The sequence below is a fragment of the Vibrio sp. St2 genome (genome assembly GCF_947311885.1).
Taxonomy (GTDB): Bacteria; Pseudomonadota; Gammaproteobacteria; order Enterobacterales; family Vibrionaceae; genus Vibrio; species Vibrio coralliilyticus.
Genome location: NZ_CAMZNA010000001.1, coordinates 474992 through 497119, shown reverse-complemented (window position 1 = coordinate 497119; position 22128 = coordinate 474992). Strand labels below are relative to the sequence as shown.

General features: G+C 42.8%; 23 protein-coding genes. 8 read left to right on the top strand and 15 right to left on the bottom strand.

The window, feature by feature from the left end; translation table 11 throughout:
• Positions 1-32: 32 nt before the first annotated feature.
• On the bottom strand, positions 33-377 hold the full coding sequence (locus QMA41_RS02260) for a MerR family transcriptional regulator (RefSeq protein ID WP_171354095.1): 345 nt from the start codon (positions 375-377) through the stop codon (positions 33-35).
• A gap of 100 nt (positions 378-477) precedes the next feature.
• The gene (locus tag QMA41_RS02255; RefSeq protein WP_006962185.1) at positions 478-810 is read right to left on the bottom strand and encodes a hypothetical protein; all 333 of its coding nucleotides are present in this window, start codon (positions 808-810) and stop codon (positions 478-480) included.
• A 254-nt stretch (positions 811-1064) separates the two neighbouring features.
• Here QMA41_RS02255 and QMA41_RS02250 point away from each other — a divergent pair, with 254 nt between their 5' ends.
• Complete coding sequence (locus QMA41_RS02250) at positions 1065-2075, top strand: substrate-binding domain-containing protein (protein WP_281628739.1); 1011 nt, start codon at positions 1065-1067, stop codon at positions 2073-2075.
• A gap of 110 nt (positions 2076-2185) precedes the next feature.
• On the opposite strand, the gene QMA41_RS02245 is transcribed toward QMA41_RS02250, so the two are convergent.
• The 8 genes from QMA41_RS02245 to QMA41_RS02210 all read right to left on the bottom strand — a co-directional run bounded on the left by QMA41_RS02245 (position 2186) and on the right by QMA41_RS02210 (position 6666).
• Positions 2186-2518: a hypothetical protein gene (locus QMA41_RS02245; RefSeq protein ID WP_281628738.1), complete on the bottom strand. Its 333-nt coding sequence runs from the start codon at positions 2516-2518 to the stop codon at positions 2186-2188.
• A gap of 95 nt (positions 2519-2613) precedes the next feature.
• On the bottom strand, positions 2614-3084 hold the full coding sequence (locus QMA41_RS02240; protein ID WP_144397560.1) for a hypothetical protein: 471 nt from the start codon (positions 3082-3084) through the stop codon (positions 2614-2616).
• A gap of 211 nt (positions 3085-3295) precedes the next feature.
• Complete coding sequence (locus QMA41_RS02235) at positions 3296-3838, bottom strand: hypothetical protein (protein ID WP_281628737.1); 543 nt, start codon at positions 3836-3838, stop codon at positions 3296-3298.
• 254 nt (positions 3839-4092) lie between these two features.
• The gene (locus tag QMA41_RS02230) at positions 4093-4290 is read right to left on the bottom strand and encodes a hypothetical protein (protein ID WP_281628736.1); all 198 of its coding nucleotides are present in this window, start codon (positions 4288-4290) and stop codon (positions 4093-4095) included.
• Between the two features lie 114 nt (positions 4291-4404).
• A complete protein-coding gene (locus tag QMA41_RS02225; RefSeq protein WP_043007986.1) occupies positions 4405-4740 on the bottom strand; it encodes a hypothetical protein in 336 nt (111 codons plus the stop codon).
• Positions 4741-4910: 170 nt separating this feature from the next.
• On the bottom strand, positions 4911-5447 hold the full coding sequence (locus tag QMA41_RS02220; RefSeq protein WP_281628735.1) for a hypothetical protein: 537 nt from the start codon (positions 5445-5447) through the stop codon (positions 4911-4913).
• A 47-nt stretch (positions 5448-5494) separates the two neighbouring features.
• Positions 5495-6109 carry a hypothetical protein gene (locus QMA41_RS02215; protein WP_281628734.1) on the bottom strand — a complete coding sequence of 205 codons (615 nt, stop codon included), beginning with the start codon at positions 6107-6109 and terminating at the stop codon, positions 5495-5497.
• 17 nt (positions 6110-6126) lie between these two features.
• Positions 6127-6666 (bottom strand): hypothetical protein, encoded by a 540-nt coding sequence (locus QMA41_RS02210; RefSeq protein WP_281628733.1) that lies wholly within the window; start codon positions 6664-6666, stop codon positions 6127-6129.
• A 207-nt stretch (positions 6667-6873) separates the two neighbouring features.
• On the opposite strand from QMA41_RS02210, the gene QMA41_RS02205 reads away from it, so the two are divergent.
• Entirely contained in the window at positions 6874-7155 is a 282-nt protein-coding gene (locus tag QMA41_RS02205; RefSeq protein WP_281628732.1) for a hypothetical protein, read from the top strand.
• Positions 7156-7412: 257 nt separating this feature from the next.
• On the opposite strand, the gene QMA41_RS02200 is transcribed toward QMA41_RS02205, so the two are convergent.
• The 5 genes from QMA41_RS02200 to QMA41_RS02180 form a co-directional block, all read right to left on the bottom strand.
• Positions 7413-7928: an adenylate kinase gene (locus QMA41_RS02200; protein ID WP_281628731.1), complete on the bottom strand. Its 516-nt coding sequence runs from the start codon at positions 7926-7928 to the stop codon at positions 7413-7415.
• 256 nt (positions 7929-8184) lie between these two features.
• The gene (locus QMA41_RS02195; protein ID WP_281628730.1) at positions 8185-10113 is read right to left on the bottom strand and encodes a hypothetical protein; all 1929 of its coding nucleotides are present in this window, start codon (positions 10111-10113) and stop codon (positions 8185-8187) included.
• Between the two features lie 86 nt (positions 10114-10199).
• Positions 10200-10487 carry a hypothetical protein gene (locus QMA41_RS02190; RefSeq protein WP_281628729.1) on the bottom strand — a complete coding sequence of 96 codons (288 nt, stop codon included), beginning with the start codon at positions 10485-10487 and terminating at the stop codon, positions 10200-10202.
• A 189-nt stretch (positions 10488-10676) separates the two neighbouring features.
• Positions 10677-11894 carry an alanine racemase gene (gene alr / locus QMA41_RS02185; RefSeq protein WP_281628728.1) on the bottom strand — a complete coding sequence of 406 codons (1218 nt, stop codon included), beginning with the start codon at positions 11892-11894 and terminating at the stop codon, positions 10677-10679.
• A gap of 37 nt (positions 11895-11931) precedes the next feature.
• Positions 11932-13563: a methyl-accepting chemotaxis protein gene (locus QMA41_RS02180; RefSeq protein ID WP_281628727.1), complete on the bottom strand. Its 1632-nt coding sequence runs from the start codon at positions 13561-13563 to the stop codon at positions 11932-11934.
• Between the two features lie 426 nt (positions 13564-13989).
• On the opposite strand from QMA41_RS02180, the gene QMA41_RS02175 reads away from it, so the two are divergent.
• The 6 genes from QMA41_RS02175 to QMA41_RS02150 all read left to right on the top strand — a co-directional run bounded on the left by QMA41_RS02175 (position 13990) and on the right by QMA41_RS02150 (position 22127).
• On the top strand, positions 13990-15831 hold the full coding sequence (locus QMA41_RS02175) for a carotenoid oxygenase family protein (RefSeq protein WP_281628726.1): 1842 nt from the start codon (positions 13990-13992) through the stop codon (positions 15829-15831).
• A gap of 65 nt (positions 15832-15896) precedes the next feature.
• The gene (locus tag QMA41_RS02170) at positions 15897-17507 is read left to right on the top strand and encodes a D-arabinono-1,4-lactone oxidase (RefSeq protein ID WP_281628725.1); all 1611 of its coding nucleotides are present in this window, start codon (positions 15897-15899) and stop codon (positions 17505-17507) included.
• Positions 17508-17608: 101 nt separating this feature from the next.
• Positions 17609-18664 (top strand): hypothetical protein, encoded by a 1056-nt coding sequence (locus QMA41_RS02165; RefSeq protein ID WP_019277113.1) that lies wholly within the window; start codon positions 17609-17611, stop codon positions 18662-18664.
• A gap of 893 nt (positions 18665-19557) precedes the next feature.
• Entirely contained in the window at positions 19558-20064 is a 507-nt protein-coding gene (locus tag QMA41_RS02160) for a hypothetical protein (protein WP_006962203.1), read from the top strand.
• Between the two features lies 1 nt (position 20065).
• Positions 20066-21481 carry a leukocidin family pore-forming toxin gene (locus QMA41_RS02155; protein WP_043008012.1) on the top strand — a complete coding sequence of 472 codons (1416 nt, stop codon included), beginning with the start codon at positions 20066-20068 and terminating at the stop codon, positions 21479-21481.
• A gap of 196 nt (positions 21482-21677) precedes the next feature.
• Complete coding sequence (locus QMA41_RS02150; protein ID WP_021456295.1) at positions 21678-22127, top strand: hypothetical protein; 450 nt, start codon at positions 21678-21680, stop codon at positions 22125-22127.
• The last annotated feature ends 1 nt before the right edge of the window (position 22128 follow it).

Genomic DNA, 22128 nt, shown 5'->3' with positions numbered 1-22128 from the left:
GTAAAGTCTGCCCATAGGGGGAGAGTCAACCACTATTCACATGAATTGATCGCTTCAATACAGGACTCTACATTTTTAAGCTTTTCGGCGAGTAGCGTTTGTTCTCGCAATAATCTTTTTCTTACCTCAACCAGAAAGCCTTCAATGCGCTGCCAGTCAACTTGATTGTTCTTGTAGACGATGATGCCCTTAAGATCAGAAAGCTTAACTCCGAGAAGCTTTGCCTGAACAATTAGGTTAAGAATGTCCACATCTGAATGTTTGTAGATTCTGTAGCGCCCTTGGCGCTGTGGCGTTTGGATAAGCCCTAACTCTTCGTAAAGCCTGATGGCTTTTATCGACAAGCCGGTTTTGCGGGAAACTTCACCTATAAACATGAAACCTCTGGGAGCGTATGAGTGTTTAAGAGCAAACGATGATGTGATGGCGTATTTTCACAAAGTAGGGCAATGATGCATCATTACCAAACTAGAGAAATCAAACATACTCTACAAATAAATGCTTCTTATAATGCTCATCAATCAGCTCACGTATCTCCTGAACAAAATACTCATGCTTTTCGTAAAACTTGTCACCGAGCAATAAGGTGTGCTGTACGACGTCATTCACTAACTCAAGTCGGGAACTTGGCAGCAAAAAATTGGTTTTATCATGCCTGATTTTAACCAACAGATCTCCAAGCCTTCTCAGCTCGGCCAATATGGCCTTTTGTGCTAAGCCTTTCTTATGCATATGGGCTTCCCAGAACCAGATGATCAAATGATCTTCACAAGCAATGGCTTTACTGTCTGGCTGGTTAATGGTATCCATTCGAAATAATCCGTTGTCTATAGATGCAACATAGTCATGCGCATTTTTTACTCACCTTGTGAGTCACTATGCATACATGAACGCAATAACAATGAACTTTATCAAAATAATTGAATATGAAAAAGTCATGCTTACATAGATTTACATAGACAAGGTTGGTGCAATAGCTACCTAAGTTCACTCCCAAAATTCGCTTTATGAGCTAACTTTTTAATATAGGTAAAACTCTAAAGCATATTAAGGGTAGGGTTAGCATGATCAGCTATATAAGAAACGTGACTATTTTCACTCTGTTACTCAGCTTTGCTAGCCTTTCTGAATCAAAGCTATTGCGCTTTGCCGTCGTCCCCAAAGAAGAGAACAACCCATTTTTTGAGGCAAGCCGAGAAGGCTGCATGGCTGCTGCAAAAGAGCTCAAGGATGTAGAATGCGTTTATCGAGGCCCTAAAAGCGTAGATATACGTAAGCAAGACAAAATCATTTCTGACTTGCTGGATGAAGGGATAGACGGTATTGCTATTGCGGTGCCTCAGGGTAAGTTTATGCTTGAACACAGTATGCAGAAAGTGCAAGAACTTGGTATTCCGGTGATCACTTATGATGCTGACTTCTCAACAGAAACTTTATCTAGGTATCCGAAATTAAGAGCGGCTTATATAGGCACTAACGACTTTGATTTAGGAAAGGCGCTGGGTGAGCAACTTAAGTCTCAACTACCGAATGGCGGGACTATCCTTATTCAAAGCGGTCGGCCTGATTCACCGAATTTAAATCTCAGAGTGATGGGAATACGCTCAGCCTTATCAGGTAAAGAATACGCGCTACCTCCTGGTGAGCGCCTAAAAGGAGAGAACGGGTGGACGGAGTTTAGTAAACCACTTCACAATTTCGGTCAGTTCGAAAGAGCACTTGAGGATCTCAAAAACGTACTCAACTCCTATCAAGAACGCGAAATTAACGCCATCGTGGCAGTAGGGGGCTGGACTCAGTTTTTAGAAGAGTATAGAGATGTCGTTACCCCTCACAAACAGGCCATACTCGACAAAGACATCGTTATCATCACTGCAGACACAGCCCAAGAACAACTCGTGTATTTAAAAGACAACCTAGCGCACGGCAATGTTGGTCAAAATCCCTATGAGATGGGCAAGCAAGCAATATTGACCCTCTACAAGCTTGTGAACAAACAAGCTGTAGAGGAGGTGATGTATATCCCAATGACTTACTGCACGCCCGACAACTATCAGAGTTGTACCGAGAATTAGCCTTAGGGGAGGTATTTGTGAAGTGATATCTTCAGCAAGCTGGTAGTAGTGTTTCTATGTATAATACTAACAGAGATTAGTTCTCGACCACTGGAAGAGGACAAGCTAATTTATCGTTTTATATATACTGTCTCTACAGCTGGAGAGCCGTATAAACATGTTTTTGACTCAATTAATACTTCTGCTCCTGAGCTCAAAGCGGCTAACAAAATCGAGAACTGTCGTTTTCCTGCTCCTGAATCTGCATCTTTTATTCTCAAATAATCTTTGCTGTCGCAGCCAGTACCTGCTTCTCCAGCATTCACAAGTTTAACCAAAGGTTTGTTTCCTTGACCTTGTACTATTTCTTCTACTGTGGTCCAAGGCGAGTTTCCAAACGCGAAAGATAGGCTAGAGAATAAGAAAAGTACACCTACCATCGCAGGCTTAATTGCACAATCCATGTAATGAACCTTATTATTTATAAAACAGATATTTTAAATCGTAAAAGAGCGAAATCTCAATAGGTTGAATGACGAGTGTTCGATAACATCTAAAACTAATCATTTTCGTTAGAACTGCATATAGCGCTTTCGTCCTTCTTCCGAATCACAACATACTGCCACCAATGGCCGACAGAAAATACAAAAATGATCAATGCAACTAAGTAAACTATCTCAGCAACAAGGGATAAGAGATTAACTGCTGAATATATGTATTCTTTTGAACTTTCTGCAGCAGCTAACCTGCCTTGTGCAAGCGCTACTTCCTTCAGCGATTTGGAATCATAGTACTTGTAATAATTAACTTCTGCTTGGGCAATAATAAAGCTAGATTGAACTTTCTCTTCAAGTGGAACCAGTGCAAATGTCTGCGCTAGATAGGAGGTAGCCAAAAAAGCGACTGAAGCGGCAACAGCTCTAAATCCGAATATATGAATAGCTTTTTCTCGAACAGCAGCATCTATGGCAATTTGTACATGTTCATAAATTGAACGGAATAGGAACCGTAATTGTTTACGTATATTCAAACCAGTTAAAACCTCGAAGTATCTGGATATACATCCAGCCATAACTCTATATGCATCAGAGGACATTTATTCAACATGTCCAGCATATTCACAATGCATTGCACTAACTAGGCAGCCAGGGTTAGATTGTAGGCTTTCTATTGCAATCCTTATTGCATTCAAACTATCTTCCACAAGTAAAGCTTCAATTGATTATTTGACTAGAAAGGTTTCAATGTTCGTTGCCTACTAATGATCTAACCATTTTGTCATAGCGATTAGTTCGTATTGAAAGGGCAATAAAGAAAGAACTAGGAACAATCAGTATCATTCCTGCAATACTCTCCCCTGAGTTACCAAATGCTAATAGCCAAAACGAAATAACGAACAAACCTATGGCCAAAACTAGTCCAGCACCTCGGAGTAACTTATCAAACGCCATGAATGGGCGAATTTTACCTAATCCAGAGTACTGAAACTTTCCGCCTTCGAAGCTAACCATTCCAGGAGTTTTTTTTAGCGCATAAATAATCTTTGAACAGTTATCATCGTTAACTAAGACTACAATATCGGAGTAATTCATCCTCAAACCATGAATAGACCTAAACAACTCAGTCACTGAATGCTTATTTTGTTTCTCAAGTGCAATTTCGAATGACGCTAGTAGTTCAGCATTGATCTTTCTAACCTGACCGAAATTGTAGAGTGTAGCGACGACCGTACCTATCGACGCGATCATACCAAAAAACAAGTTTCCGGCTTCTGGTATCTCCATAGTTTCCTCCGTGAGTGATGGCGCTGCTCATTTGCCACTTAGCGCACAAAAATTCCTAGCGCAAATCATAACCTTCCGGCAAAGAGCAATAAACTATCACAATCACAGAACGGATTAGAATTCGCACTTTAACTCTTGTTAGACAGGTCGATGAACTCTTTGACAAACGTATCGACGATACCCATACCGACTACTACGCCTTCTTGAGTGGCTTCAAGTGCCATCTGTTTCGCGTCGATTTTGCCTTTCTTTTGCTACTCTTTCTCGAGTGCGTCGACTTTTCTGTCGAATATCGAGCTGGCCGCTTTGAAGTTGTCGATCGCGTATTGCTTCAACGTTGAGGCAAGTTTAAGGGTAGGGACGTTAGCCCAATTGGGGGATTGCTCTTCAAGGGTTTGACGGGTGCGCTTGATGTCGTCCACCAAGCGCGAGAATTGTGTTCTTAGAGACATGGCTCGTTACCTTAACTGACGTTAAAAGAAACAAGCAGGGAGTTATGTATTCATCAAGGTGATTATAAAGAAAATGCCAAGGGTTGGGAATCACTCTTAAATGCTTTGCTATACTTATTTGGCTATGATGTACTTTAAGTTTTCAATTCCCCCTCTGATAGTACAACTATTTGTTCCAGCTACCAAAACAGTTTTTTGTGCAGCATAAGCGGTAAGGACAAGACTTAACGTCATTTGTCCCTCAGGCGTCGTTCCATCGAAAACGTAGTTGTACCATTGATTTGTGTGGCACTCGGGCAAATTAGATGGATTGGTATCTACCGTAATTAGAACTTGTTTTCCAAATTCAGGACCAGATAAAACTTGCTTTATCTTTGTCAGGTTAGCCTCGCTTGCCAACGTTAAACTTGGCAAAAGGTAGGCTAGTAATAACAAATGTATTTTCTTCATATATATTTCCTTCATTTCAAATTGAACGTTTGTACGGGAAATTATCCCCATCCAGTAACCAGTTTCGGGTAATCCCAGGCTTTAGCTGCAACTTTAAATGCTTGTTATGTGTTTACTCAAAGTAACCTTCAGAAGCAATTGCAACCGATTGAAAGTACAACCCTTCACCTCTATTCTCCACTTATCGTACCTCGACTCGATGTTAATGTTTCAAATAACGAGATATCGAACTTCTCCATCAAATGTTCTTGAAATGCTTCAGCTTGTTCGTATGCATGCACAACAAAGTCAGGATTCAAATATTCATCCCAATCGGCCTTCATGGCTTTTTGGGCTTCACCTTTGTTTCTTACCAACACATTTCGTTCTATGAGCTTACTGTGGGCTAACTCATTTCTAATATCTTTTAATTGTTTAAGTGTCCTCAATGGCTCTCGTTCCAAATCTAATGGCTCATCAATTGTCTTATATATTCGCTTAAGTTTTTCATACCAATTCTTCTTCTCATTCCAGTGCCTAATTTTTTTAAAACCAACATAGTTGACAAAAGCTTCGACCGCGAAGGATGTAGATATAATGCAGTTTTTACAATGTAGCCCCAAGCCTTCTTGATCTGACTCTGCCACTTTTGTTTTTACTATATCTATATTGAAATGTGCTAAATTGAATAGATTATTATGAGGGTTGATATTAACTCTTAGTCCCACGTAGCCTCCTAAAAACAATGTCTCTTCTAATTATATTCTGCTACCGTTTAAGGCTTAGTAGCTTCTTCTTTGAGTTTTATTTCCGCTACACAAACTTCGTGTAGCACATGCAAAACAAAGATCACCTGCTGAATGTTTATATACTCAGTATTTCTCTCATAGATGTATCGCCAGTTTACAAAAGCGTGATTTATTTTTTTCAGATGATCTTTAAACAAAACGCCTTGTTCCATTTTATATTGCTTCGACCGCAAACTAGATTCTTTATTAATCTTGTCTTTCACCTTATTGTGAAGAGATTTAAACAAAGATGTTAGTACATGAGATTCACTTATGCTTCCTCTGAGTTCTTGTAAACATTTTAAGTACAATTCAGCGCTAAATGCCGCATTCACGACAAATGGAGTAATGCTTTGAGGATTTCTTGGCAATGACTCTAAGTCTTTAGCGTAGAGATAGGCAGAAGTATTTTCGAACGACTTAGCTTGCTGATAGATAGATTGGTACTTAGGAATATCGCGCCACAATCCTTTTGATTTGATCAGTTCTTTTGCCAACCTGGCTGCTTCTTCTCGGTCTTCTACGTCTTCTACGTAACCAATGCATTGGTTGTTGTACAATACTGCTTTCATACCCGGTGGTGGTATGTGTTCAAACGTCATATCTGGACTCCTAGAAATTATTGATTCTCGTTTGCTTCGATTTTCTGAAAGGCAATTCTGAATTGTCCATCGGAATCGTGTTTCTCAAAGCAAATGTAGTTTGAAAACAATTGAGAGTAACCGTAATGCTCTAACATCTTTTCAATATCAGATGCACAGTAGTCATTTTTTCCTAGGTGGTTTGGTGACATTTTCCATTCATTGCCAATGAAACCGTGTGTGTCGAAAAACGCTAGTTGCTTTTGCCCATTTGAGTAATAAACGAGTATAAAACGCACTAGCTCATTGTATAGATGCCCATCAAAAGAATTGCTGAACTTTGTAGCTATTCGATGCGAAGTCTGCGCATCAGTGATTTTTTCATCCAAGCATTTTATTATTTTGTTGCCTAGGTTCGCATAGAATTCAATCTTACCGAAGAAGAATTGAGGGACAAATCTGTCACCATCAACCTCAAGGTTAGAGTATGGTGGCAGTGCTATCCCAACAGATTCGCCTGATTTGAGTATCATTGGCTCTTCGGGCTTATAAACTTCATACTTTATATCGTTCTCCAAAACTGCCTCTATTGACCAGATAGAAACAGTTTTGTCTTTTCTATTAGAAATGACAACTTGATCTATTTGTTCATCGCAATACTTACTGTTACTTACACGGTAGTTAATTGTTATCTTATGTCCGATTTTCTGATGAGCAAAATAAATAGATAAGCCAAGGCTCAGTGTAGCAACGATAACTCGCCAATTATCATTAACCCAACCAAGATGATAACTACGCGAGAATTACTCAACCGATTAATGGTTGAAAAACAACTACATAGCTTACGTGACGTCGCACGTTTTTTAGATATAACGCATTCTACAGTCCATAAGTGGGACAAAGGCGGCACAATGAGTGATGATATGTCTTGTGAAATAGCAGATATCTTAGGTCTAGATGTAGAACTTACAATGCTAGCAATCATCGCAGAACGTTCAAAAAATGAAGGTGCAATCAACGCATTAAGACGTTTAGAGGAAGCCGCTGATAGTAAAAAGATTGCCTGATTAAAGAGACAAAAAGTAAAGGTAACTGATTGAATTAACGAACAAAGTTACCTTTCTTTTTTGCCTCCCTTAGTGCGCATTATGTATATTATGTTAAATTAAGTGTTCATCTACGTGAAATCTGACTCGTTTATTGCCATTACTCCTCTCTTTCTTGAAATCCATTCAACATAATTGTATTTACCATAAAATACCTAATATACAACTTAACCATCTATCGATGATTAAGCTGTATATTACGAGTCTACTTAAACTCATTACTTAATGTGGTCACGTGAAAAATTGTTTAACTCTGAAATGGATCGGATGATGTGTAGAGATTTGTTTTCTGAAATGGATTCTAACCTTTGTATGAACTTGTCATTCCAAAACTTTGGGCTGAGTTTTAAGAATCGATAACTTTGGATTGTGCCATTCCAGATTGAGCTTCCATCTGGCCAACCTTCAGGTTTAACTATTAACCCTTTTAAAAGCCTCTTGGTGACTAGCCAATAACTCGTGAGGTACGGAAGATCGATGTAAACCAAGGTGTCAGCTTCATCTAGTCTCTGATTGAACGACTCTATTGGCCCAAGTCCGTCGATTATCCAACTTTCGGTTTCGAGGATATTGTTATGGGCTTCTTTGAACGTCGCTGCATCGACGTGCTCACCATTTTTCTTGTAGACGATCGAATCAAGTTGATGCAATTCAATGCCTGTCTCGCGTGCCAATTGTTTGCTCAGCGTTGATTTACCGCTTCCTGGCTTGCCGAAAACTGCGACTTTCTTCATGTTACCTCCTTATTGTAGGACTGATCCCACGAGGCAGATACAGAAAACCCACCTCGATTCGGTGGGTTTTAAAAATCTAACGCGTACTAATTCCCACCATTCCTATGGAATGATGATAATTCGGTTTGCGTGGCGTTTAAGATCTCTATTCATACTTTCATCCTTATATACACTTATCGCGATGTCAATTTATAAATAAGCGTTTACCTGAGCTGCTCTGCTCAGGTAAAGATCTAAGTCATTCTTCAGTATGAAATTATCGAGAATCTGATTCCTCAGTAATATGTTCTAAATCAATGAGATAAGGTGGAATGGTATAAGCCGTTCCGTTAGGAGTATCACCGAGCAACTTCCGATTTGCCACCATGCCACTTGATAGGTCTCCACTCCTAACATAAGTCCTGAGGGTCTCTATACCTTCAACAACATTAGGGTTCTGTGCACTGGTAGCGATAATGCCATTTAGCATACCTGACATCATCATCGCCTGTTCTGCTACCTGCACAACAGAATCACGGTAGCTTTGATCGGAAAGATCCTGCGGTTTACTAGGATGAACAACCTGCAGGTGCTCGTTGATTCTGTCTCTACTTACAGAAGTGGTTGCACCCATTAACGGAACAGTGCCTCCTTCATCATTGTGATAGTAACTTTGCTCGAAGTTCATGTTTCCTAAGCCAAAGTCCACATCAAAATGATGGCCGCCTTTTTCTTTTAAGTAAATCAAACGAGAGATGTCGGAAAAATGTTTAATGCCATCCCACTTGTCACTGCCACCTTTTTGCAAATGATCACACGCGGCTTTAACCATTTTGAGTAATTCAGACTTGGTCAGTACACCGGGTTTAGGCTTGGGTAACGGTTTCTTTCTTAAACGATCAAAAGTGCTTTGTGTTGGGTCCGGCTCAAATAGCTCATCGATGTCACAAGTATCATAGCCGTAACTTCGAAGTACGACCCTTTGTGTCTCGCGTGTATCAATCACTTCCACTTGGATCAGCTCGCGTTTCTTAAGTTCTTGTTCTAGTGCAGATGAATGCCAAATGCAGTGTTTAAACTGGCTTCCCTCAGATTTATCGATGGAATCAGTGAGTACATGCAGCGCTTCCTGGCTCATTGCACCACCAGACCAGAAACGATGAATGGTTTGTGGAATAGATTTGCTCTTACTCTTACCAATGCCAACTCCAGCGACCTTAGAAAAGATATCTAACACAGTCTCTGTTAGCTGTTCCTCTTTCGTGACTGGGAGGATCAATACTGGAACTTTGTCAGGAATCGAATGACTCTGCATGACATTAACCATAGTTTCACTGAGCTTATGTTGTTTGAATTGTCCCCATATATCGCCAAATGGGTGAACGGCTTTAAACTGCTTTAAAGGTGGCCATACTTCAGCGCCCTGCTCTGCTTCAGGTCGTTTCTCTAATGCTGACGTTCTTGCGGCAACAATGTCGTCCATTTCCAGTTTAAGTGCGTGTTCGTCGAGCCATTGAGTGGTCACCGCATTTAGCTGATCTTGGCTAATTTTTTCCAAGCGATATAGAAAATGTTGATCGGGTGCTGGTGCATCTTCTCGTTTATATGGCAGCAAGACACTCGTTAACTGGTTTGGCGATAACAGATCGTCATTCAGTATCGAGGCTTCAGACAAGGTTGCCTGAAACGTTGAACGCCCTTCTCCAGCTATACAATATTCACGGCTTAGCTTCCCACTAACGAAGTGATAAAAGTAGCCCTCTGTCGGAAACGCCAGTTTACTCTCGTTTGCTTTTATCGCTAACTTCACCGGTATAAATTCGGCGTTAATGTGTTTGGTACCTTTGGGTTTAGGTATAACGTCGAAGCAAGTCGTATGATGTTTGGCGAAGAGTTCATGGTGAAGCACCTTTTCTTCATTTTGAAAGCAATGAGCTGTCAGAACACTTTCTTTCTCTGGTGTTTCCTCCTTTCCCCATTGTGACACTGGCGCTTCAAGCTCAGTGCGCCCCAAAGACCATTGTCCAGTCTGGAGAGAGTTTAGCTCCTCGTTCGTGCAATGGATTTTTACGTTGATTTCATATTCTGGTTCAGGATCAGGCGTTTCTTGTACTGGTTGTTGAGGTTGAACGTTGGTGCCATTTTGCTCTTCTTCAATTGGGGCGTACCCCGCTCTCACGACTTTTCTATTATTCTCGTACTGCATGCTAATTAGCCTATGATGTTGTGGTTATTTATTGTTGTAATATTTCTTTTATCAGGCGGTTAACGGCCTTGCTTGATTAAATCGGGTTAAATGCCTGTACTTCTGATTTCTCGTAGTTCGTCTCTTAGCCTTAACTGATTGTTGCACTTGGCAAGCTCTTTCAGGTGAGTGATCTTTGCTTGATAAACTGGCATGCGCTCAGCAGTGATCTTAGAGCAGAATGCGCCAAGTTCTGAATTAGCCAACTTCATGAGTTCAGATCGCATTGGACCTTTGCAGAACTTCTTGATGGTGTTTTTGAGGACAACCAGCTCGCCAGTCGCGATTTGTTGAGGTGAGCTTTTGGCAATAATCGCAGCTGCTTCATTTTCCATATTTGTCTCCCTGACAATAGGTTTAAAGAAGCATTATTCTTATATTAAAGTGATTGAATATGAAATGAAAAAGTCTAAAAAGAAATAATGATGTCGCCAACACCATATATAGCCAGCGTTTATAGCCAATTTGAAGTTTATCTAAATGGTTGACTAACGCTGGCTTTGAACGACTTTGTGTGATCTTGGTTACGGTATGTAAAGCCTTGGATTTGCGGTTCCCCAAACGGTGTAAAGCTCTGGGAATATTAATTCGGCGTGTTCTTCCATTTCTCCGACACTAATTTGCGCGTTTGCTTGTTGGCCAAACAGTGTGACTTCTTGTCCCGTAATCACCCCTTTCACATCAGTAACATCGACCATCGTCGTGTTCATCGATGTTTTCCCTACAACCGGAGCCCGCTGCCCATTCACGATAACATGAGCCCGGTTCCCCATTTTTCTGGGGTAACCATCAGAGTACCCCACCGGTAGATTAGCCAATACACTGTCACGTTTGGTCACGTAGCTACTGTCATAGCCGACGGTAGAATTGGCAGGAACATTGTGTAAAGAGGCTACGCGAGTTTTGAAGCTAACAATTGAGGGATATTCCGGGTTAGTTGGCAGATCGCCATACAGCACCCCGCCGGGTCTCACCATATCCAGTTGCGCTTCAGGAACGTTCAATGCTGTATAAGAGTTTGATACGTGGAGTAAAACATCATCCCTTTTCAAGTTAGCATTTTCGATCAGCCACGCTGAACTTTGATTAAAATCGGCGAGTTTGCTTCTCACTTCATCAGCATCATAATTTGGGAAATGCGTCATGATGCCGACGATATCGATGCCTTGGTGCTTCGCAATATCAAGCGCCTCTTGCTTACCTTTTTCGGTGCTCATATCAATCCCATTTCGAGACATGCCGCCATCGTTCAATGCTAAATGGACTTTAATGGTTTTGTCCGTGCTTAGAGATTTGATCTGATTTGCCTGCTCCAAGCTCCCGACAAGTTCTTCAATATCAAGATCCATTGCTTGTTCGATTTCCTGAATATCAGCCGAGCGAACGCGAACTAACTGGCCTTCAAATCCGCTATCTCGAACGGTCCTTGCCTCGGCATTACTTGCAATTGCGATACAAGGAACATTGAGCTCAAGAATGGTCGGCATGAGGCCGCGTATTCCGTTGCCATAAGCATCAGCCTTCATCACCACACAAAGCTTGGTTTGACTGCTGAGATGAGACCGAAACTCCGCCATGTTTTGCTTGAATTGACCTAAGCTAATCTCAAGCCAAGCGTTCGATTGCTGTACTTGGTTCATTGCTGGCGGCGAGTCTGGTAATGCTAAAGGTGCCGCCATGGAACCCATCGGAAATAGTGCTGATGCGACTGCAAGTGAAACCAGTGTTGTGCGGAAAACCATAAAACCTCCCTATTCCAGACTGTCTTCGTCTGTCTCACTAATCCAGTTTGAATTTACCCATCGCTTGCTGGAGCGAAGCGGATAAACGGCTGAGTTCCCGACAGCCTTGCGCGGTACTTTCAGAGCCAGCGGAAACAGACTGAGCAGACATGTTAATGCTCTCAATATTTGAACTGAGCTCCTCAGCTACGCTGTCCTGCTGATTGCACGCGCTGGCTATTTGCGTTCCCATATCGGCAATTTCTGAGATGAAGCCACGAATCGCGGTCATAAGTTCCTGAGACTGGTTACCTTGCTCAACGCACGTTTCGATCTGCTGACGAGAGCGATCCGTCGTTTCTTTTGCTTGGCTGGCAATAGCCTGAAGCTTTTCGATGATGGCCGTGATTTCACTGGTTGAGTCTTGCGTTCGTCCGGCTAATGTACGAACTTCATCTGCTACAACAGCGAAACCTCGTCCTGATTCACCCGCTCGTGCCGCCTCAATAGCGGCGTTTAGTGCGAGCAGATTGGTTTGATCGGCAATGTCTCGGATCACATCTACAATGGTATTAACCTGATTCGACTGCTGTTCAAGCTCGGCAACACTCTCACCCGCTTCCCCCATGATCTGTGCGACATTTTGAATAGAGCCGACCATGGCTTTGGTATTGCGCGCACCTTCCTGGACTTTGCCATTCGCGTCATTGGCTTTTTCAGCAGAGACTTCAGTGGTTTGGGCTACATCTGCGACGGAAGATTTCATCTCCCCCATCGCCGTAGCAACATGGGTGACCTGTGATTGCTGGTCTTGCATTTCACGGGCTGACTTATTTGATGTTTGCGTCATTTCATCGACCGCGCGTCCTAGCTCGCGAACCACCGTGACGCTCTGGTTGATTAATTCTCTGAGGTTACTTTGCATTCGGGTAGAAGCGTCAGCCAGTTCACCTAACTCATCGTTACCCATCGCTGAGCGATCCAGTGTTCTGGAGAGATCCCCCTCGGCAATCGCATTGGCTTGCTTAACCACGACGACCAACGGACCGCATATAAGTCGAGTCAGAAACATAGTCATAATCACCATGACGACGACAATCAAAACATTAATGATCATTGCCGATCGGCTTAAACCGTCAACTGACGACAAAATTGCTTCCCGGTTGCTACTCATTGCCCCTTTGAGAATGTCGACCAAGATATTAATGTCAGCTTCGATGCTCTCAAACTCACCGAGTGAGTTCGCTAATATGGGGTAAGCGGTTTCCTTGTCCATGTTAGACATGGCTTGATTGAATGAGTCCATAGTCGCTAGATAACCTTGCCACTTCTTATCAAGTCGCTTGAAGGTTTGTTCTTCTTCACCAGGCCAAACGGTCTTTCCGTAGGCGCTGAGCCCTTTATTAATTTCCTGACGAATGTTCTCATTGCTTGAAATGGTGGACTGAACTTTCGCTGAATCACTCATCGCAAAGGCAGCGAACTGAGCTCTTCGCCATAACGACATTTGGTCTCGAATGGAGTCGACTTTCTCGACAGCAGGCAGTGTATCGTCGGTATAGTTGAGGAGTTCGGCTTTAATATTCCTCAGCTCACTCAGCATTAAAAAGCCGAAGCCCAAATTCATTACGGCGATAACGACAAACGCTAGGGCAATTTTTTTGCCAATCGAAAGGTTCTTCACATGCATACGTTAGGTACCTTACATCTAAGTTAAGAGTGCCTTGTGTATGACATCCTTCTCTCTTCAAGGACTTGGGGTACACACACTCTTTATTCAGCACGAGTACAGCCAGTCACAGCTGAATACTCATACTGTTTTAATACTCAATAAAGATAGGCAAGGATAATGTGAATAGCGAGTAGCAATAGACAATGCTTATGCAAAGATAGTAATCAGAACGATATGGTGACACTGTCACCATATCGTTTGAAAAATTAAGTAATGATAAAAGTAACAGATTTTCAGTATGTTATTGATGCTTCACTGTGTAATCGACTAGAGTCATTGCACCACTTCTCTGCCACAATTCATAATTTCTGATATTCCTCAGTACACTTTATAAATCTCACCTACTTTCCAATATATGCATTCAATTACTTATTGATGAGAGCTATGGAAAGACGTACTTTTTTAAAGGGATTAGCGGGTGTTACTCTCGTGCCTGGGCAGCTATTCGCTTCACCGACTGTGAATCACTCACTTTTCCCAGAGTCGATAATGCAAGCCGACTTCACGCCCTCTTCGGGCAACCTAAACTTGCTTTACGGGCAATTACCCAATGACATTATGGGCCATGTGTTCTTTGCTGAAGGCATTCCACTCGAACGGGATCACCTTAGCCCGAGTGGTCGTGGTGCGCTGACCCGCTTGGATTTCTCCCTTGGGCAAGTGTCGTTTATGCGCAAAATGATCGACACTCCCTCTGCTATCATGCAACAGCACATCCACTATTGGCCTGATAGATTCAAATTGCTTGGTGGTATGGCGTATTACAGCCCTTCTATGGGATTTGTGAACTACTGTAATACCGCGCCCAACTATCTCGGTGATAACCGTTTCGCTTTGAGTTACGAAGGCGGTGTTCCTTATGAATTTGATGCGACGACATTAGATCTCATTACACCCATCGGTCATTACGATGAATGGCGTAGCAGTTTACCGCCATGGATGGACGCACTGACGCCAGACAAATGGTTATTTCCTCAGGTACGGACCACTGGTCACCCATACTTTGATCTCGAATCAGACGAGTGTTTTACCATTAACTATGGCGGTAACGTTTCAAATACAGGCACCAAGAATGGATTTATCCGGCTCCTGAAATGGGATAAGAAAAGCGCCCTTCAAGGCTGGGATATCGTCGGACGAGATGGCCGACCAGCATTTATCGCTGCGACTGCGCATTCACTGGGTGTCACCCGCCATCATGTTCTGATCTTTGAAACAGCGGCACAAGTTGAGCCGCTAAGAATGATTGGTATCCGTTCAGTCTACGCTCAGCAACATCGCACGCCTGTATGGGTTATCCGCAAGAAAGACCTGCTCTCAAATCGTGACATTGTCACAGCCGATTACATTGAGCTTAACTTTGATACCTCGGATGTCATGTGTAATTACGATGATCATGAAAACGAAATTACGCTCTATGGGCAATATCTGGGCGCGATGGATAAATCTGAGCCGCAATATACTCGAGATAGATTGCTCTTCGGCGGAAGAGTCAGTGATTCGCTCGCAGGTTATCCTGCCGCACCGGTGGATGTCGGGGGCTTAGTTCGCGCGCGCATTCAGGTTCAACCTGATTCCGTGCGTGAAATTACGGGTGATTTTCGTTTAATTCGAGATGACCAGCTTTTCTGGGATATGAACGATCCCGCTTACCGAGGTCATTTCCAATTCCCTGAACAGTTTGACCATATCTACTGGGCCGCTGTGGGTTACAGAAAAGACCATGTTGTTGAGCGTGTCGCGGATGCATACGAGCAATACCCTAACCGCCTGTTTACCAATGACTCGTTACCTCAAGAAGACCAACCTTCCGCGCTCGTCCATATGGATTGCCAAAAGATGGCAGTCACCGATGCTTATCAATTTCCTGCTGACTGTGTAATGCGAACGCCTCAGTTTATGTCGAGACCCGGTAGCTACGCGCAAGATGACGGCTACGTCTTTACTGCGGTAGTTCGTAAAGAGCCAACCAACACCATTGGCAACGGTAAAGAAATCTGGATTTTTGATGCGAAAAACCTCTCTCAAGGCCCGCTTGCCATTTTAGGTCATTCCCAACTCAATTTTGCGACAACGAATCATGCGCTTTGGGTTCCAGAGATAGGGCCAAGACCGCTTGATGGATACAAAGCCAATGTTGGCGAGTTCTTCCGCAGTCGGGTTCCTCAACATCGACGTGCCGTTCGGGACGTTATCGAACAACAAATATTGCCACGATTTGGCTGATACCTAATTTCAATTTCGAGCTGATGAAGCTCAATGTCACGATGCTTTTAAATAAGGAATATTTAATGAGAATAAGAACTCTCGCGCTCGGCGCTACTTTAATATCGGCTGCATTAGGAACAGCCTTTGCGCTTCAAACGAGCGAGCCCGAACGCGAAATTTCCAACTATCAAGGGACCTATACCTGTCACCCTGAAGCTATTTACGACCCTCAATCCATTGAAGGCGTTCAGGCCATCGTTAAAGATGCACTGATACGCGACAAGAAAGTGATGACGGGTAATCGTAAATTTGCCAGCCAGATCGATGCCGCCTGCGCGGGTGATGATCAAGTTCAACTCACGCTCAAGAACATGGATAAGATCGTCCATTTCGACGCTGCGAACAAACGTGTGACGGTTGAAGCGGGTATGAGGTTTAACGATTTAAATGATTTTCTTCGTGAACAAGGTTACGCGATCAACATGGTCACTGAGTTAGCCATCTTCACCGTCGGCGGAATGCTTGGCAGTGGTACACACGGCTCAACATTGGAAAAACCTAGCAATATGCTTGCGGACTATGTGACAGAGCTTAAAGTCGTTGATGGTCAGGGAGACGTTCGTGTATTAAACGGCGATTTACTCAACGCTGCTCGCGTCAACTTGGGCGTGCTAGGTGTCGTCGTTGAAGTCACGCTGGCTATCGAGGAAGCGTTCAAAGTCAAAGCAGAAGTGACAGGGTATCGTGACGATTCCGGATTGGAAGATGTTGTTCTGGACATCGCTCGCAGTAACTACTCAGCCAATATCGCTTGGTTCCCGGGTCTTGGCCGCTATACCACCACCTTGTACAACCCTGTTCCATTGGAGACGCAAGGTGAAGCGTATAATGCTCAGGCGGATGTGTCTGATGCAGAAGAGTTCTTCTTCGGCTTGCTGTTTAATGCCGCTCACGAATTTCCGGGTACTGGATTGCAATGTCTAGCCGCCGTTGCGCGTTATAACGCCAGAGCAAAGTCTTACTTCCGCGATAATAATACGGGCAAAAAAGTGAGTGAACCTATTGGTTACTCTGATCAAATGCAGTACTTCAAGTGTAAAGATCCCAACAAATGTATTTGGGACAGGCTTCCTATCGCACTTCAGGAAGTGGCCATTGATATTGAGCGCTTGCCTGACTGGATTCGTGACGTACGAGAGATTGTCGCGGCTCACCCAAGAACGTGCTTCCCCCTCAATGGCATTTACTTCCGATTTGGTCAAGCGTCAGACAGCTATATTGGTATGAGTGCTGGTCGCGAAACCGCATTTGTAGGTATCGAGTACACATTACGCCAAGAAGGTAAAAAGGAACCGAAGAATTACTTTGTGAATCTGGAGATAGAACAGATGTCGCTGCGTAAGTATGATGCGCGACCTCACTGGGGCAAGAACTCGGTTGCCATCTTCGAGGACATGCCTTCTCGATTCCCTATGTGGCAAGAATTCTTACAGGCGAAAGCCGAGCTCGACCCTTACAACGTGTTTACTAATCCTTTCTGGGAACGCGTGAGTGGTGATATCCCTATGGATGACTATTTAACACCGGGATGTAACGTCCGTGGGGAATGCTACTGCCAGACAGATGAGCACTGTCAGTCTGGAACACAATGTCAGGCTGGGCTGTATTTCACCGACGCTCGTATTTGTCGCTAGCTATTGTGAATTGGCCACGGGGAGAACTCCTTGTGGCCGATTCAACCTCAAAACTTATTTCCCTTTACTCATCCTCTATTGATTTAAAGGAACACAAGACGATGAATCTCAAATCGATTTTGCTTGCCGTCACAGCTTCGTTTTCTCTGCTGAGTCTAACTGTGTCTGCGACTACCTTAGATGATATTCGGCCACATGTACCAAGCTCGGATAAAACTTGGGCAGAACAGTGGTTCTATAATGTTGCGGTACCGGATGTGGGTTATTTCAAAATCAGCCTCCAGAGCTATATAGCGCCTGATTTTGATGAGCCAACGCCCAAAGCGTACGTTCACCTTGCTTTTACCCCACTCAATGGAAAAACCATTAAGTACGATATCTTCCGTGATGAACTCATTATGAAAGGTTTTGATGATGCGACGCTTTTTCACTATGAAATCCCGGGAGTTGTCGTCGCTAATCAAGACTCGGTTGAAGTGACCTACAATGACTTCCATTTCTCGATGCGTTGGGATGGCGAGCATGCTCATTATTGGCGAGGATTAAACCCAGGGCAGACTCCATTTGGTATCATTCCAGAATTGCCAGGTGTCGGAGGCAAATGGTTTCTTTATACTGTAGGAACACCAATTCAATACAGCTTCTCTGATGGTGACGTGTCTCTTTTTGGAAGCGGTTATGCTCAGGTTGATAAAGGCTGGTATGACAAAGAGTCGAGTGCAGGCATGGTTTATAGTATGGGACTCTCCGATGATCTCTACTACATGTTCACAGGCGCTAAAATTGGTAACTCCAACATAGAGCTATGGGCTGGACGCTACATTTCAGACAACTACGACCTTATTTTTTATCCCGCCATTGGAAATCTATCAGTCAAGCGTGAATATGATTCTTGTGCTGGCTACCTAAAAGTTGAAATGAACAAACTCAGGTACAAAATGGTTATGGAAGCAAAATCTGATTTAGATGATTTCTATCCTCTTGAATTTCCTTCCGTAATCATTTTTGGTGGTGAACAAAAGTACATGAAGTCGATGAAAGCGGATGTAAAATTCTCTCTGTATGATTTCGGCCAATTGGAAGAATCGATACACATGCCTCAAGCATTACTAGAGTTTAGTGGCCCTTTCTATTGCGATGAGTTGCCTAACGAATAGACCTTAACGCCTATCTACTTGGTTGGGCTTCGTCCAGCCAAGTTTCACCTCTCTTATCTCCTCGTTCTAGGCTCACCTCAATATCAGGTATTGACCTGAGTTTATTCAACCCTTGTTCTTGCTAATATTTATATTAAATAAAATTACTAAATTAGAACCTGTTAATTTAGTTGATTTTAAAGTATTGGTTTTAACTGAACACCGTATTTAAATAATCATCCTTAAAAATCCATCTGGCTTATTAGAGCAGACGATAAAAAAGAAAAATATTTAAAGTTTCCTATAAGAAACGTTTGTGATCTATGTTTTGATTTTTAACTAAAAATCAAATTGGTGTTTGAATTTTAATTAGAGTAAATACTTTATTGTTGTGTTTAATATTATCATTTTTGAGACACGTAAGTGATGAAATTATATTTATGACTAGATTAAGATCTATTGATTGTTTTGATAATCGTAATCTAAAACTTGCGCATGGATTTAAAGATGTTTTATAACAATAAGTTACAAATAGCTTGGTGTGATAAATTCAATTTTAAATCTACTTTTTTAAGTCCCTTTTCTAAATAATAAAAATAGCATTTAGATCATTAACAGAACAATATCTGTATTATTTATGAGCAATTGCGAGGAGGGTTAACAACACTTGCATACTGAATGGAGATCACATTATGTGTTGGTTGATGGTCATAAGAATTCAGAAAAACCATCTAAAAAATCTCTTTTCGGAAATCTATTTATCATGTTACTAAATAAAACACGGGGATTGATTTGGAATATAGCTTGGTTCCAAGAGGTATTTATTCTCGTTCAAGGATGACAACAAAATATCATGGAAAGTTAACTGACGTTTGAATTGTTATTAAGTAATAACTCTTTACGAGGATTTTTGTATGCACAATAACAAAACTAAAGTGTTAGGGACACTTACCCTACTCTCTTCTTTGTTTGCTGCACATGCATTTGCTGATATTCAGATACTTGGAAGTGAGAGTGAAGTTTCACAATCAATCACTGAGCACTATCAGCAATCAACTCAGTTTTACAACGGAAATTTGGCTAAAACCGATGCACTCTACATCAATGTAGGAACCGCATCAGATGATGATATTGCGCTGGCAAAATCACATGTCGTTAAAGGTGATACGGTCGTCATCGACCTGAGACAAGTCTCAGGTGAAGATGCCAAGATTGACCTTAGCCAATCGTTAACTGGGCTTGGCAGTGATGCACCTGTTGTGGTTACTGGCATGTATCAAGGCGATAACATCATCAACTCCATTGTTGCAGACGTCCGCGATGAGAATGGTGACCCAGTGAATAACCCAGCGGCTGAGTTAGATAGTATTAACCAGTCTTTGGTTCATGCTCTTGATCGTCTTGGCTTTGGAGGTGAGTAATATGAAAACTTCTACAATTTTCACTCTTTCTTTACTTGCTGCTTCTGTCAATGCGTTCGCGGACGACTACGTCCCTGTTGTTGAAAAGGTCTACTACATCACCAGCTCAAAGCTAACGTGTAATCTTTATACAAGTAAAGATTTCGATACGAAGCGAGATTGGTGTAACGCTGGCGCATCGGTTGATATTCGCGTCAACGTATCACAGATGCGCTCGGTTCAGTCGTCTACTTCGCAGGGTTTCACACCTGACGCTAAGATCGTACGTTTTACTGTTGAGGCAGATAAAGCGGGAACAGGCTTCCATCTCGTTGATGATCTTCAACAAGATCACAGCTGGTTCCAAAGCTGGGCGAACCGTCGCACGTACATTGGCCCATTTGCGAGCAGCTACGAGCTATGGGTAAAACCAGTGTCTGGCTACGTACCTAAGAAAGTCAGCGATTTCCCTCATAACGAAAACAAAGACTACCAACACCGTGATACCCACGGTTATTCGATCGGTATTAACGGCTCAGCCGGCGCGGAAGTTGGCAAAGATGGCCCTAAAGTCAGTGCAGAAGTGAGCGGTTCATTCAGCTATAAGAATGAAAAAACACTGGTATTTGATACCAAAGACTACCGCGTGAACAACCGTTCTTCTTTAAGCGATTTTGAAATTGCTTTTGAGCGTGAGTTTGATGAGTGTCAAGAGCTACGCCGTGAAGAACTTGGCTGCTACTTTACATCAGCACACTGGGGAAGCGGATGGGTATTCGATAAATCGAAATTCAACCCAATCTCTTACGCTAACTTCAAGCCTAACTATGACGTCATATACGAAGCTCCTGTCTCTCAGACCGGAACTACGGATTTCGAGATTGGCGCGAAGTTCATTGCTAAAGCACGCTATGGTGATGTTATCCCATCAGCACTGTTCTCTGTGTATGGCCCCGGTGGTTGGGCAACGACAGGATGGTCAATTCCACGTACAGTTCGTATAGACTGGAGTCACCCACTGTTTGAAGCTGAGGCACATGTGACCTTGCAGTCGTTAAGCAACAACGACTTGTGCCTAGATGTTTATGGTACCAACGGCGATAAAGAGGCTGAGGGTGGTCAAGTGGATGGCTGGAGCTGTCACGGAAGTTGGAACCAGACTTGGGGTCTAGATAGCGATGAGCGCTACCGCAGCCGTGTTGCACCAGATCGTTGTCTGACGGTTTCTGATGATAAGAACCTAACCGTTGAGTCATGTAGCTCTAACCTTGCGCAAAAATGGTTCTGGGAAAACGACAAGCTGATCAGTCGCTACGTCGATGGCACCAACAAGCGTTATGTGCTTAACATTCTAGATGGTCGTAACGTTGGCGTGACGCCTGAAGATGAAGCTACACACGCGAGATGGAAACCAACGCTGCAGCAAATCAAACTTTAAGTTTGTAATGAAGAAAAAGCGGAAGGCATTGCCTTCCGTTTTTTGTTGTAAGTACCGTACAAGACATTGCAGTAATGCTGAGTTTTTAATGGTTTAGGTCAGACCAGCTTTCATAAGAGTCACATGAGTTTAGATATTGAGTTTGCTGGGCACGTTATAACGTGAATAGGTCATATTTCAACACGAGAGTAGCCCTATGCCTCCTCCAATTCACTCGATGAACTCACAACCTGTTCTAAATCAGGAACTGGATACATTGATCAGTCACTTTTTGGTGAATATAGGATTGTCACCGGAAACACTGCGTGATTTGCACGCCGAAAATACACTGGCGATTCAGATTCAGGGATTGCCTGATGTCATGTTATCGAGGATGAATAGCGGCCTGTGGCTTTGGAGCCAATTACCAGATCTGACCAACTCCAAACTGATGGATTACGCTGCTCCCGTACTCTCTCTAATTATCCCTCCGCTAGAAGGCGTTGAAGGTGGTCAAGTCACTTTGGGTTTAGGTGACGACGGGTACGAGCTCAAAGCTTTGGTCAGTTCACAAACGTTAGTTGAGGAAAATGGTTTAGAGACTGTTTTCCGAGGATTTACTAGCAAGTTAGCGTTACTTCACCATGAACTTCAATTGGGAGACTAAG

Bases quoted from the DNA above. Each gene is read 5' to 3' on its own strand.
- QMA41_RS02260 (WP_171354095.1), bottom strand. From the start codon at position 377: ATGTTTATAGGTGAAGTTTCCCGCAAAACCGGCTTGTCGATAAAAGCC.
- QMA41_RS02255 (WP_006962185.1), bottom strand. From the start codon at position 810: ATGGATACCATTAACCAGCCAGACAGTAAAGCCATTGCTTGTGAAGAT.
- QMA41_RS02250 (WP_281628739.1), top strand. From the start codon at position 1,065: ATGATCAGCTATATAAGAAACGTGACTATTTTCACTCTGTTACTCAGC.
- QMA41_RS02245 (WP_281628738.1), bottom strand. From the start codon at position 2,518: ATGGATTGTGCAATTAAGCCTGCGATGGTAGGTGTACTTTTCTTATTC.
- QMA41_RS02235 (WP_281628737.1), bottom strand. From the start codon at position 3,838: ATGGAGATACCAGAAGCCGGAAACTTGTTTTTTGGTATGATCGCGTCG.
- QMA41_RS02230 (WP_281628736.1), bottom strand. From the start codon at position 4,290: ATGTCTCTAAGAACACAATTCTCGCGCTTGGTGGACGACATCAAGCGC.
- QMA41_RS02225 (WP_043007986.1), bottom strand. From the start codon at position 4,740: ATGAAGAAAATACATTTGTTATTACTAGCCTACCTTTTGCCAAGTTTA.
- QMA41_RS02215 (WP_281628734.1), bottom strand. From the start codon at position 6,109: ATGACGTTTGAACACATACCACCACCGGGTATGAAAGCAGTATTGTAC.
- QMA41_RS02205 (WP_281628732.1), top strand. From the start codon at position 6,874: ATGATAACTACGCGAGAATTACTCAACCGATTAATGGTTGAAAAACAA.
- QMA41_RS02200 (WP_281628731.1), bottom strand. From the start codon at position 7,928: ATGAAGAAAGTCGCAGTTTTCGGCAAGCCAGGAAGCGGTAAATCAACG.
- QMA41_RS02195 (WP_281628730.1), bottom strand. From the start codon at position 10,113: ATGCAGTACGAGAATAATAGAAAAGTCGTGAGAGCGGGGTACGCCCCA.
- QMA41_RS02190 (WP_281628729.1), bottom strand. From the start codon at position 10,487: ATGGAAAATGAAGCAGCTGCGATTATTGCCAAAAGCTCACCTCAACAA.
- alr (WP_281628728.1), bottom strand. From the start codon at position 11,894: ATGGTTTTCCGCACAACACTGGTTTCACTTGCAGTCGCATCAGCACTA.
- QMA41_RS02180 (WP_281628727.1), bottom strand. From the start codon at position 13,563: ATGCATGTGAAGAACCTTTCGATTGGCAAAAAAATTGCCCTAGCGTTT.
- QMA41_RS02175 (WP_281628726.1), top strand. From the start codon at position 13,990: ATGGAAAGACGTACTTTTTTAAAGGGATTAGCGGGTGTTACTCTCGTG.
- QMA41_RS02170 (WP_281628725.1), top strand. From the start codon at position 15,897: ATGAGAATAAGAACTCTCGCGCTCGGCGCTACTTTAATATCGGCTGCA.
- QMA41_RS02165 (WP_019277113.1), top strand. From the start codon at position 17,609: ATGAATCTCAAATCGATTTTGCTTGCCGTCACAGCTTCGTTTTCTCTG.
- QMA41_RS02160 (WP_006962203.1), top strand. From the start codon at position 19,558: ATGCACAATAACAAAACTAAAGTGTTAGGGACACTTACCCTACTCTCT.
- QMA41_RS02155 (WP_043008012.1), top strand. From the start codon at position 20,066: ATGAAAACTTCTACAATTTTCACTCTTTCTTTACTTGCTGCTTCTGTC.
- QMA41_RS02150 (WP_021456295.1), top strand. From the start codon at position 21,678: ATGCCTCCTCCAATTCACTCGATGAACTCACAACCTGTTCTAAATCAG.